14 protein-coding genes are annotated in these 11,090 nt (G+C 70.6%); 8 read left to right on the top strand and 6 right to left on the bottom strand.

Annotated features, from left to right (window positions below; all coding sequences use genetic code 11):
* The 5 genes from HHX41_RS20625 to HHX41_RS20605 all read right to left on the bottom strand — a co-directional run.
* A partial coding sequence (locus HHX41_RS20625) for a DUF222 domain-containing protein (RefSeq protein WP_182907270.1) occupies positions 1-937 on the bottom strand: 937 nt, incomplete at its 3' end.
* A 113-nt stretch (positions 938-1,050) separates the two neighbouring features.
* The gene (locus HHX41_RS20620) at positions 1,051-1,725 is read right to left on the bottom strand and encodes a hypothetical protein (protein WP_182907269.1); all 675 of its coding nucleotides are present in this window, start codon (positions 1,723-1,725) and stop codon (positions 1,051-1,053) included.
* 38 nt (positions 1,726-1,763) lie between these two features.
* Positions 1,764-2,978, bottom strand: a complete 1,215-nt coding sequence (locus HHX41_RS20615) for an AI-2E family transporter (RefSeq protein WP_310742098.1) — start codon at positions 2,976-2,978, stop codon at positions 1,764-1,766.
* Positions 2,979-3,035: 57 nt separating this feature from the next.
* A complete protein-coding gene (locus tag HHX41_RS20610; protein ID WP_182907268.1) occupies positions 3,036-4,349 on the bottom strand; it encodes an acyltransferase in 1,314 nt (437 codons plus the stop codon).
* On the bottom strand, positions 4,350-4,781 hold the full coding sequence (locus HHX41_RS20605; RefSeq protein ID WP_182907267.1) for a CBS domain-containing protein: 432 nt from the start codon (positions 4,779-4,781) through the stop codon (positions 4,350-4,352).
* Positions 4,782-4,881: 100 nt separating this feature from the next.
* On the opposite strand from HHX41_RS20605, the gene fbp reads away from it, so the two are divergent.
* Both fbp and HHX41_RS20595 read left to right on the top strand, forming a co-directional pair.
* Entirely contained in the window at positions 4,882-6,003 is a 1,122-nt protein-coding gene (fbp, locus tag HHX41_RS20600) for a fructose-1,6-bisphosphate aldolase/phosphatase (protein WP_169981461.1), read from the top strand.
* A complete protein-coding gene (locus HHX41_RS20595) occupies positions 6,003-6,230 on the top strand; it encodes a DUF1918 domain-containing protein (RefSeq protein WP_249349818.1) in 228 nt (75 codons plus the stop codon). Before fbp ends, HHX41_RS20595 begins: the two co-directional genes overlap by 1 nt.
* Here the strand turns inward: HHX41_RS20595 and HHX41_RS20590 are convergent, their stop codons facing one another.
* Positions 6,231-6,866 (bottom strand): phosphoribosyltransferase, encoded by a 636-nt coding sequence (locus HHX41_RS20590; RefSeq protein WP_182907266.1) that lies wholly within the window; start codon positions 6,864-6,866, stop codon positions 6,231-6,233.
* A gap of 106 nt (positions 6,867-6,972) precedes the next feature.
* On the opposite strand from HHX41_RS20590, the gene HHX41_RS20585 reads away from it, so the two are divergent.
* The 6 genes from HHX41_RS20585 to HHX41_RS20560 all read left to right on the top strand — a co-directional run bounded on the left by HHX41_RS20585 (position 6,973) and on the right by HHX41_RS20560 (position 11,088).
* A complete protein-coding gene (locus HHX41_RS20585) occupies positions 6,973-8,007 on the top strand; it encodes a LacI family DNA-binding transcriptional regulator (RefSeq protein WP_182907265.1) in 1,035 nt (344 codons plus the stop codon).
* 84 nt (positions 8,008-8,091) lie between these two features.
* Complete coding sequence (locus HHX41_RS20580) at positions 8,092-8,364, top strand: GlsB/YeaQ/YmgE family stress response membrane protein (protein ID WP_169981455.1); 273 nt, start codon at positions 8,092-8,094, stop codon at positions 8,362-8,364.
* A gap of 172 nt (positions 8,365-8,536) precedes the next feature.
* The gene (locus tag HHX41_RS20575) at positions 8,537-9,154 is read left to right on the top strand and encodes an SIS domain-containing protein (protein WP_182907264.1); all 618 of its coding nucleotides are present in this window, start codon (positions 8,537-8,539) and stop codon (positions 9,152-9,154) included.
* A complete protein-coding gene (locus tag HHX41_RS20570) occupies positions 9,151-9,363 on the top strand; it encodes a HypC/HybG/HupF family hydrogenase formation chaperone (protein ID WP_169981451.1) in 213 nt (70 codons plus the stop codon). Before HHX41_RS20575 ends, HHX41_RS20570 begins: the two co-directional genes overlap by 4 nt.
* A complete protein-coding gene (locus HHX41_RS20565; protein ID WP_310742097.1) occupies positions 9,360-10,037 on the top strand; it encodes an SIS domain-containing protein in 678 nt (225 codons plus the stop codon). Before HHX41_RS20570 ends, HHX41_RS20565 begins: the two co-directional genes overlap by 4 nt.
* Positions 10,024-11,088, top strand: a complete 1,065-nt coding sequence (locus tag HHX41_RS20560) for a hydrogenase expression protein HypE (RefSeq protein ID WP_169981449.1) — start codon at positions 10,024-10,026, stop codon at positions 11,086-11,088. Before HHX41_RS20565 ends, HHX41_RS20560 begins: the two co-directional genes overlap by 14 nt.
* Positions 11,089-11,090 lie beyond the last annotated feature (2 nt).

Here is an 11,090-nt window from a genome sequence, read left to right as displayed (position 1 = left end):
CCTCCAGCAACGCCATGAACGCATCCGCCTGACGCACTCGCAGCGGCCGGTCATCACCCTCCGCCTTCGGCCTGGCATACGCATCCAGCAACGCCTGCAACCGGGCGGCATGCTCACGCGGCAGATAGAACTCCCCCTCCAAACCGCCGCCCTTGCCGGGGCGGACCCGAAGGAACCGCCGACCGTAATCGGCCCGCTCATCACGGTCCTCACCATCGGGGTCCAGCACCGCCCGCAGATAACGGCCCGCCCTGGCCACCTCCGCCGCCCCCGCCCTCCCCGCCAGCTCCAGCAGGATCGGCTCAGCCACCGCGGCCTGCTCATCGGACAGGCCGGCAACGGCGGTGCAGATGGCCTCCACCACCCCCGCCGCCAACCCACCCGCGGCGAACTTCTCCCGCACCCGGGGCAGACGGGCCAACTCGATCCCCAGGGTCAGCAGGCGGCCCGCACCCGCCACAGTCATTCCTCCGGCGGTGCGCAGCCAACTGCGGGTGGAGGCATGCCCATGCCGCCGGGCCTGCCCCGCCCGATGCACCCGCCCCACCCGATCCGCCAACGCCGAGGTGATCCGATCCCGCGCGAACACCAACTCCTCAGCCTCGGCCAGACAGATATCCACATCGTCCGGAAGCGGCGCCAACGCCAACGCCTGCGCCGACTCACGAACAGAACCGATCAGCACCCACGACGACCCACCCCGGCGATCACCCGCGCCAGCGGCATCCGCCCCGGCAGAACCCGCCCCCGCATCATCGGCGGCCTCACTGCCCATGCTCCCGGTGTCAGCGGCCCCGTCGTTTTCCACACTGCCGTCGCGGGCGAGCGAACCCTCCGTCGACCACAAAGGAGAATCGGCAGTCAGGCGATCCCACCAGCCGCCGTCCGCATTGTTCGAACGACGAGGGGGGACAGAATCTGGGTCGAACAGATCCATCACACCCCCTCAGCGAATTCGAAAACCTGTATTAATTTTCTCCCAACCGACTCACCTTGAGCAACCTCACCAGGCGATTTGTTGGAGCTACAGGCTCGCGCGCCGTCGAAGTCTCATGGAGCAGACGGCAGGAGATCGAGCAGGGCGTGGAACACGTAAGAGAGCCCGACCGCGACAAGGACGGGAATCACCAGGCTGAGACAGATAGCCAGAAAGCAGCCGCGACCTCCGCTCATGGGGTTGGGAACCGGTTCCTGCGGCTCCAGTCCATGCCACAGGGATCGGGGTTCGAGGAGGAGGAACAGCATCGCGCCCACCTCGCCGACCGTGAACAGCCAGAACCAGGCCCATGTGTTCCCCAGCCTGGGCCGTCCCGTACCGAGCATGACGAGGAGCGCGGCGATCCAGGCCCCGCCGACCGGCCAGGCCGCACCGGGGACCGGCACATGAAACGGCCAGCCTGAGAAGAACGCCCAGCGAGACTGAGCCGGCACGGCCTCCGGGCCGGGGACGGTGGCGTCGAGATCGCGGAGGAGGTCACGGCGGGTGTAGGCCTCGGACTGGTCCACGTGGTACCAGAACAGGGGGCCCGTCGACCAGCGCAGGTCCAACGGTTTCCCTCTGTAGATCACGTACGTGACCTGCCCGGCCCGCAGCGCCTCGTGGAAGTCCGCGAGGGCGCGCTCGCGCGGCGTCAGGCTGAGCACGCTCACCAGAGCGCCCCACAGCAGCACGACGAGCAACACGACACGCACCCACAGCCCCGCGATCCGGTACGGCAGTCGCATGATCCGAGCTTCACACAACGACGCTCTCGGGAGAACCGCTACAGCCGGTCCTGGCGGGGCAACACCACCTCGCGGGCCAGGAGGAGCAGGGCCGCCGCCAGCGGGATGCCGAGCAGGGCCCCGACGATGCCGAGCAGCGCCCCGCCGAGAAGCGCCCCGACGATGGTCGCCACGGGCGGTACGTCGACCGACGACTTGAACACCTTCGGGGAGATCCAGTAGTTCTCGACTTGCTGGTAGACGACGAAGAAGACCACGCAGGCGATGCCGACCTGCACCGAGGAGAGGAAGCCCACGCCCGAGGCCACGACCGCGCCGATGACCGCGCCCACCAGCGGGATCAGGTCCGTGACCGCGACGAAGATGGCCAGCGCGAGCGCGTACGGCACCTTCATCATGGACAGGAACAGGAAGGTCACCACTCCGGCGATCAGCGAGATGATCAGGTTGCCCGCGACGTAGCCGCCGATCTGGTTGATGATCTCGTCCCCGAGCAGGCGGACCCGCGTACGGCGTGAGCGGGGCACGAACCGGTAGGCCGTCTCCTTGATGGAGTTGAGCGACCCGAGGAAGTAAAGCGTGAGCACGAGCAGGGTGAAGGCGCTGAACAGCGCGCTGATCACAATGCTGGCCACGCCGAGGAGACCGCCGAACATCTGGGTGGCGAGCCCGCCGCCCGCGACGTACTGCTGGATCTTGTCGAGGACCTGGTAGCGCTCGTCCACCGAGCGGATTACCGGATGGTTCTGGAGCTGCTGCACGTAGTCGGGCAACTGCCGGACGAACCCGGTGGTCTGCTCCGTGAGCGGCGGCACGACCGCGAGCCCGAAGACCACGAAGAACGCGATGACCGACCCGAACACGATCGTGATCGAGAGGCGGCGGGACAGGTTGCGCCGCTGGAGCGCCTCGACCGCGGGGTTGAGGCCGATGGCCAGGAAGAGGGAGACCACGATCAGCACCATCGCCGAGCCCGCGCTGGCGATCGCCTGGACCAGGAGCCAGGCGGTGAGCACGCCCAGGGCGCCGGTCAGGCCGAACATGAACGGGTTGCCGCGCAGCGGGCGTCCCGGCAGGCCGAACGGCCGGTCGGGAGGCATGCCATGGTCATGGTCCTGCGGGTTCGCGCCGTCCCGGGACCGGTCGGGGGCCGCCGGAGAGCCGGCCGGCTCCGGCGTCGTCTCGCCCTGGCCGGGGAGCGAGGGGAACACGCTGGAGATGCCGCTTCCTGGGGAGAGACCGCTGTCGGACACGCCCCCACTGCTGCCCAACCAAGGTCACTTGACACGGATCTATCCGGACAAGTCGCCCTACCCGGCTGGCGAAGTCGCCCCGTACGACGCTCGCGCGGCCCGCAGCAGCGCGGCTCCGGCGAGGTAGACCGGGAGCATCGGCGCGGGCAGCCCGTCCGAGCCGGTGAGCGCCGCGCCGAGGAGGCCCCCGACGACCAGGCCGGCGCCCACGACAGTGACGGCCGCGGCGCCCACGCCGACGGGCCGGCCGGGCGCCGGGCAGGGACCCGCGCGCCTTTCGAACCGGCCGAACACGGCGACGAGGACCACGAGGGCCGCCGTCAGGAACGCGAGCCAGGGCACGCGCAGGAGCAGCCAGGCGGCCGATCCGGGCGGCGGCTGCGGCAGCAGGCCGGTGATGTAGAGGGCGGGCACGGCGATCACGACCGCGGTCATGTGCCAGAGGAACACCGTCATGATCACGGAGTTGGTCGCGACGACGGCCGTCCACGGGCGCGTACGGCGCAGCATGCGCTGGCCGCGCTCGTGCAGCAGCAGGGCGCCCCCCGTCTGCGCGACCGCCAGGGCGAGCAGCGCGAGCGTGGGCGGCGAGGTGTTCTGCAGGCGGTCGCCGGGATCGGCCACCATGCTCACCGGGTACGGCCCCGGAACGGTGAGCAGCACGAGCGCCGCCAGGCCGCCCGCGGCCATGGGCGCCGCCACCCGGGGACGGGCGGGCAGCGCCCCCTCCCGCCAGGCGATGCCGAGCTGGTAGACCGCCGCCCAGGCCAGCAGGTAGCCGGCGGCGCCGATAACGGCCGGGCCGCCGAGCAGCCGGGCCGCGTCTCCGAGCGCCACCGGCACCGCGAGCACGACGGGCACCGCGAGCCCCGCCCTGCGGTGCAGCGCGAGCAGGACCGGCGTGAGCAGGACGACCGTGACGTACGCGGCGAGGAACCACAGCGGCAGGCAGGCGAGCCAGACTCCCCGGCCGGCCGTGACGGGGTCCGTCCCCAGGAGGACCGCGAGCAGGGCCGCGCCGCTCAGCGTGAGCACGAACGCCGTCGTCGGGCGGATCAGCCGGTCGGTGCGGCCGAGGAACCACCCGATCGCGCCGCCGCCGCGGCGCCGGTAGGAGTCGAACGAGGCGGCGTTGGCGAAGCCGCCCACCAGGAAGAACACCGGCATGACCTGGAACAGCCAGGTGAGCGGCCGGGCCCAGGGGGCGAACGCGAGGACCGTGCCGCCGCCGACGCGATCGCCGTACGTCACCACGACGGCCAGCCAGTGCCCGAGCACGACCAAGGCGATCGCGACGGCGCGCAGCAGGTCGACGTGACGGTCACGGCCGGGCGGCGTGCGCTCCGCCGTACGCCGCAGGGTCGTGAACATCTAGTCGCTCTGGTGCTGCGGTTCGCTGATCTCCTTGACCACCGGCGTGATCAGGTCGGCGGTGAGCTGGTGGATCTGGAGGAGCAGGTCGTCGATCGTCAGGATGCCGACCACACCCGCCTCGTCGGCCACCGGAAGCCTGCGGAACGCGTGGTGGCGGAACACGTCGAAGGCCACCTCGATCTCGTCCTCCGGCCGCACCACCACGGGATTCTCCGACATCACCCGGCCGACCGGCGTGTCCCCGTCCCCGCCCTGGGCGAGCACGCGCAGGGCGAGGTCCCGGTCGGTCACGACCCCCGCGACGCCCCGCCCTTCGGAGACGACGACACAACCGACCCCCGAGTAGTCCATGTGCCGCGCGACGTCCCGCACCGGCGTGATCGGCGGCACGATGACCACCGGCGTGGACATCAGATCTTTGATTCTCATGGCGGGCCCTCCCCTCGTACGGAAGTCCGCCCTGCTTTGTGACCTAATGCCCTATTTATCCCCCCAAGTCCGAATAAACGTGGAGATGGAGGTGATCCCTATGATCACGTTGAGCATCATCAAGGCCGACACGGGGGGATTCGTCGGCCACACCGCCGTCCATCCCCGGCTGATGGCCGAGGCCAGGCGGGAGATCGAGCGGGCCAAGTCCTCCGGGCTCCTCATCGACGGCCACGTGGACAGCTGCGGCGACGACATCTCGCTCATCATGACCCACACCTACGGCCAGGAGGCGGGGCTGATCCACTCCTTCGCCTGGGACACCTTCCAGGCGACCACGCACCTCGCCAAGGAGCTCGGCCTGTACGGCGCCGGCCAGGACCTGCTGTCGGACGCCTTCTCCGGCAACCTGCGCGGCATGGGCCCGGGCTACGCCGAGATGGAGTTCGAGGAGCGGCCGTCCGAACCGGTGCTGTGCTTCCTCGCGGACAAGACCGAGCCGGGCGCCTGGAACCTGCCGCTGTACAAGATGTTCGCCGACCCGTCCAACACCGCCGGACTGGTGATCGACGAGAAGATGCACGCCGGGTTCGCCTTCGAGGTGTACGACCTGTACGAGGACCGGCGCATCGTCTTCGACTGCCCGGCGGACCTCTACGACATGCTCATGTACATCGGCGCCCCGGCGCGCTACGTGATCCACAGCGTGCGTTCCAAGACGCTGGGCACGACCGCGGCGGCCACCAGCACCCAGCGGCTGTCGCTGATCGCCGGCAAGTACGTCGGCAAGGACGATCCGGTGCTGATCGTGCGCTGTCAGTCGGGCCTGCCGGCCGTGGGCGAGGCGCTGGAGCCGTTCGCCTTCGCGTACTCGGTGGCGGGGTGCATGCGCGGCTCGCACCACGCGCCGTTCATGCCGGTGTCCGTCGGGCAGGCGCACCCGTCGCGGTTCGACGGCCCGCCGCGGGTGGTCGCGCTCGGCTTCCAGATCAAGGACGGCAAACTGATCGGCCCGCGCGACATGTTCGACGACCCGGCGTTCGACGGAGCCCGGCGGCAGGCCGGCGAGGTGATGGACTACCTGCGCCGTCACGGGCCGTTCGAGCCGCACCGGCTGCCGCTGGAGGACCTGGAATACACCACCATGGCCTCCCTCACCAAGCGCCTCGCGCACCGCTGGACGCCGATCACGACCGAGGTCGCGACACCGGTGAGTCTGTGATGAACGGGTCGGTGATGAGGGCGTCGGTCGGCGACCGTCTGATCGTCGAGAGCATCACCCGGGGCAGGGCGGGCCGCGTCGGGATCGTCGTGGCGCTCTACCACACGGACGGCTCGCCCCCATACCTGGTGCGATGGCTCGACGAGGAACAGGAGACGCCGTGCTACTACCCCGGGCCCGACGCCCGGGTCGAGCACAACTGGATGCGGCGGCCCGAGAGTCCCTGATCAGCCTGCGGCCTGCCGCAGGCACTCGATCACGTCCTCGTCGCGCGTCTGGGTGAAGTCGTCGTACCAGGCGCCGATCGCGTAGAAGTGATCGGGCGTGTCGAGGCAGACGACCTCGTCGGCGTCCCCGCGCAGGCTCGCGATCGTCTCGGGGGCGCCGACCGGCACCGCGAGCACCACCCGGGAGGCTCCGTGGGCCCGGGCCACCTGGCATGCGGCGCGGGCCGTCCCGCCCGTCGCGATGCCGTCGTCCACCACGATCACGGTACGGCCGGCCAGGTCCACGGGCGTGCGATCGCCCCGGAAACGTCGCGCCCGGCGCTCCAGTTCGGCCCGCTCACGCCGCTCCACCCCGGCTATCTCGTCGCGGGTGATGTTGGCGAGCCGCAGGACGTCGGGGTTCAGCACCCGCACCCCGCCCTCGCCGATGGCGCCGAAGCCCAGCTCCGGTTGGTACGGCACGCCCAGCTTGCGTACGACGATCACGTCCAGAGGGGCGCCGAGGGCCCTGGCGACCTCGAACGCGACCGGCACACCCCCTCGTGGCAGCCCGACGACGACCGCGTCCTCCGCCCCCGGGAGTCCACGCAACCGCTCGCCCAGGCGCAGCCCGGCGTCCCGACGATCGACGAACACGACAGTCCCCCTACCTTCGCCCCTGCTTCTCACGGTCCGTCCCCGCCGCCGTCCGCGGTAGGGCCGAAGGGCCCGGGGAAACAGCCCGGGGAAATAGACTGTCGCCGTGACCTCGACCGACCCGGCCCTCGACGGGGAGCTTCCGCGTCAGAGGCTGACCGTGGCCGAGATCGCCCACCTGGCCGGAGTCTCCGCGCCGACCGTGTCCCGGGTGCTCAACGGCCATGCGGGAGTCGCCCTGGCCACCCGGCAGCGGGTTGAGGCGGTGCTGCGGGAGCACGGCTACCGGCGGCGCGACAGCGAACCCGCGGCGATCCTCGAACTCGTCTTCCACGCCCTGGAGAGCCTGTGGGCACTGGAGATCATCCAGGGCGTCGAGCAGGTCGCGCGGGAGCACGAGCTGGCCGTCGTGCTGACCGAGATGGAGGGCAGGCTGACCCCGGGCAGGGCGTGGACCGAGCAGGTGCTCGCCCGCCGTCCCACCGGGGTCGTCGCGGTCTTCTCCGAGCTCACCGTGCAGCAGCAGTCGCAGCTGGCCACCCGCTCGATCCCCCTGGTCGTGCTCGACCCGACCGGTGAGCCGCTGCACCAGACCCCGTCGGTCGGCGCGACCAACTGGAGCGGCGGGATGGCCGCCACCCGCCACCTGCTCGACCTCGGCCACCGCCGCATCGCGATGCTGAGCGGGCCCACCCAGTGGCCGTGCTGCCGGGCGCGGCTCGACGGCTACCGCGCCGCGATGGACGCGGCCGGCGTGCCGGTGGACCCCGCGCTCGTGCGCGTCAGCACGCTGTACGTGGAAGGCGGCCTGCATGACGGGGCCGAACTGCTGCGCCTGCCCGATCCCCCGACCGCCGTCTTCGCCGCCAACGACCTGCAGGCGCTCGGCGTGTACGAGGCGGCCAGGCGGGCCGGGTTGCGTATCCCGGAGGACCTGAGCGTCGTCGGGTTCGACGACCTGTCGTTCACGCAATGGACCGGGCCGCCCATGACGACCGTAAGGCAGCCGCTCGTGCAGATGGGGGCCGCCGCCGCGCGGATGGTCCTGGCCCTCGCGGACGGCGGGCACCTCGAACAGCACCGGGTCGAGCTCGCGACCACCCTCGTCGTCCGGGACAGCACCGCGCCGCCGCGCTCCTGAGCGGCCTTCTCTCCCGATTTGTCGGGTTTTGTCCGGTTTTGGCTGGGCAGAAGGGAGGCACCGAACACTAGGGAGGGTGGCAGCATGGCCGTCAGCGGCATCATCTCCGCCATAATCATCGGACTCATCATCGGCGCTCTCGGCCGGCTCGTCGTCCCCGGACGCCAGGCCATCCCGATCTGGCTGACCATAGTCATCGGTATCATCGCCGCCTTCATCGGCACGGCGATCGCCGGAGCGCTCGGAGTCGCCCCCGCGGGCGGGTTCGGCTGGATCCAACTGATCATCCAGGTGGTGCTCGCCGCGATCGGCGTCATGGGCGCCGTCGCGTTGTACCGCCGCAAGAGCGTCGGATAGGCCGTGTCCCGCCGACGGCCCCGGCCCGGCCGGGGCCGTCGGCGTGTTCGGACTGTAGTGATCTTTACGAAATCACCGACATTTGTTGATTCCCCCCGTCACGGCTCGGCGTACGGTCGTTAACCAGGGGTTTTCCCTGAGGGATGACGCGATCCAGGGGAAGTGGTCCGGTATGGACCAGGCGGTCCTTGCACGTGTTCCGGAGGTCTTCGCGCGCCGCGTGGGCCCGGCGCTCGGCCTGGCCGACGAGGCCGACGCGGTGGCCAGGGCCTGCCACGCGATGGCGACGCGCTTCCACGGCGGCGGGCGGCTCATCGTCTTCGGCAACGGCGAGGCCGCGACCGACGCCCAGCACATCTCGGTGGAGTTCGTCCATCCGGTGATCGTGGGCAAACGGGCGCTCCCGTCGTTCTCGCTCACCAGCGACGTGGCGACGATCACGGGAGTGGCCGCGACGGCGGGACTGGAGGAGGTCTTCGCGCACCAGCTTCGCCGTCTCGCCGCGCCGCGGGACATCGCCCTCGGCGTCTCGCCCGACGGCGGCTGCGTGAACGTGCTCCGGGGCCTGGAGACGGCACACCGGCTCGGCCTGCTCACGCTGGCGCTGACCGGCGGCGACGACGGCGGGCCGATCGGCCGCAGCCCGGCCGTCGACCACGTCCTGATCGCCCGCTCCGCCGATCCCCGTGTGGTCAAGGAGGTGCACGTCACCACCTACCACATCCTCTGGGAGCTGGTGCACGTGTTCTTCGAGCAGCCGGGTGTGCTCGACCCACGGGTGATCTCGTGAACTGCCCCGGCGAGACGTGCGTCACCTGCTCCGACGAGGCGGTCGCGGTGACCGTCGTACGGCTCCTGGAGCAGGACTTCGCGCTCGTCGACACCGGCCGGGGCCGGGAGGTGGTCAGCGTCGCCCTGGTGGACGCCGGGGCCGGCGACACAGTCCTGGTCCACGCCAAGGAGGCCATCGCGGTCGTGCGGGAGGTGGGGCGACCGTGACCGACGACATGGAGGCGCTCTACCCCTTCCTCTACTCGGAGTCCACCGACCTCGACGCCGTCATGACCTCCGTACGTCAGTCGACGGTGGAGAAGGTCGACGAGATCGTCACCTTGCGCCGGACGGTGCTGGAGCGCGACGGGGACCGGATCGCCGTCTGCGCGCAGGCCTTGGCGGAGTCGTTCGCGGCGGGAGGCCGGCTGTTCGCCTTCGGCAACGGGGGCAGCTCGACCGACGCCCAGGACGTGGCCACGCTCTTCATGAACCCCGGGGGTCGCGCCAGCCCTCTTCCCGCGTTCGCCCTCACGGCGGACATCGCGGTCGTGACGGCGCTGGCCAACGACATCGGCTTCGAGGTGGTCTTCGCCCGGCAGCTCGCCGCGTCCGCCTTCGCGGGGGACATCGCGCTCGGCCTGTCGACCAGCGGGAACTCCCGCAACCTCATCGCCGCGTTCGAGGAGGCGGGCCGGCGCGGCATGCTCACGGTCGGGCTGGCCGGTTACGGCGGCGGCCAGATGGCCGAGCTCGGCACCATCGACCACCTGTTCGTGGTGCCCTCGGCCTCGGTCCACCGGATCCAGGAGGCCCAGACGACCGTCTACCACGCGCTCTGGGAGCTCACCCAGCAGGCCTTGACCCGTATGAGAGCCGGTGACAGCGATGACGGCGCCTGACGGACAGCCAGACGGACAGAACGAGCCCGTCATCCACATCCTGTGGATAAACGCCGGGCTGAGCTGCGACGGCGACTCGGTCGCGCTCACCGCCGCGACCCAGCCGAGCATCGAGGAGATCGTGCTCGGCGCGCTGCCCGGCCTGCCCAAGGTCGCGGTCCACTGGCCGCTGATCGACTTCGAGTGCGGCCCGATGCAGGGCGCGGACACCTTCATCGAGTGGTACTTCAAGGCCGACCGGGGCGAGCTCGACCCGTTCGTGCTGGTCATCGAGGGCTCGATTCCCAACGAGTCGATCAAGCGTGAGGGCTACTGGTGCGGGTTCGGCAACAACCCCGACACCGGCCAGCCGATGACGACCAGCGAGTGGCTCGACCGGCTCGCGCCGAAGGCGACCGCCGTGCTCGCCGCGGGCACCTGCGCGACGTACGGCGGCATCCACGCGATGGCGGGCAACCCGACCGGGGCGATGGGCGTGGCCGACTACCTGGGCTGGGACTGGCGATCGAAGGCCGGGCTGCCCATCGTCAACGTGCCCGGCTGCCCGATCCACCCGGACAACCTGTCGGAGACGATCCTCTACCTGCTCTACCAGCTCGCCGGGCAGGCGCCGATGATCCCGCTGGACCACGCGCTGCGCCCCACCTGGCTGTTCGGCATGACCGTCCACGAGGGCTGCGACCGGGCCGGCTACTACGAGCAGGGCCAGTTCGCCACCGAGTACGGCTCGCCGAAGTGCCTGGTGAAGATCGGCTGCTGGGGGCCGGTCGTCAAGTGCAACGTGCCCAAGCGCGGCTGGATCAACGGCGTCGGCGGCTGCCCCAACGTGGGCGGCATCTGCATCGCCTGCACGATGCCCGGCTTCCCCGACAAGTTCATGCCGTTCATGGACGAACCGCCCGGCGCCCGTGTCTCGTCGACCGCGAGCGCGGCGTACGGCACGGTGATCCGCACGCTGCGGAGCATCACGTTCAAGACGGTCGACAAGGAGCCGAAGTGGCGCGCGAAGGGCCGCGAACTGCTCACCGGTTACAAGGCCCCCTGGAGCTGACG

This window comes from Microbispora sp. H13382 (assembly GCF_014161445.1).
Taxonomy (GTDB): Bacteria; Actinomycetota; Actinomycetes; order Streptosporangiales; family Streptosporangiaceae; genus Microbispora.
Note: the sequence above shows the minus strand (reverse complement) of the source record. Positions and strands in the feature narration are given on the sequence as shown.

What these genes read in the sequence shown, in the direction of transcription:
- HHX41_RS20620 (WP_182907269.1), bottom strand. Translation starts at nt 1,725, where the DNA reads ATGCGACTGCCGTACCGGATCGCGGGGCTGTGGGTGCGTGTCGTGTTG.
- HHX41_RS20610 (WP_182907268.1), bottom strand. Translation starts at nt 4,349, where the DNA reads ATGTTCACGACCCTGCGGCGTACGGCGGAGCGCACGCCGCCCGGCCGT.
- HHX41_RS20605 (WP_182907267.1), bottom strand. Translation starts at nt 4,781, where the DNA reads ATGAGAATCAAAGATCTGATGTCCACGCCGGTGGTCATCGTGCCGCCG.
- fbp (WP_169981461.1), top strand. Translation starts at nt 4,882, where the DNA reads ATGATCACGTTGAGCATCATCAAGGCCGACACGGGGGGATTCGTCGGC.
- HHX41_RS20595 (WP_249349818.1), top strand. Translation starts at nt 6,003, where the DNA reads ATGAACGGGTCGGTGATGAGGGCGTCGGTCGGCGACCGTCTGATCGTC.
- HHX41_RS20580 (WP_169981455.1), top strand. Translation starts at nt 8,092, where the DNA reads ATGGCCGTCAGCGGCATCATCTCCGCCATAATCATCGGACTCATCATC.
- HHX41_RS20575 (WP_182907264.1), top strand. Translation starts at nt 8,537, where the DNA reads ATGGACCAGGCGGTCCTTGCACGTGTTCCGGAGGTCTTCGCGCGCCGC.
- HHX41_RS20560 (WP_169981449.1), top strand. Translation starts at nt 10,024, where the DNA reads ATGACGGCGCCTGACGGACAGCCAGACGGACAGAACGAGCCCGTCATC.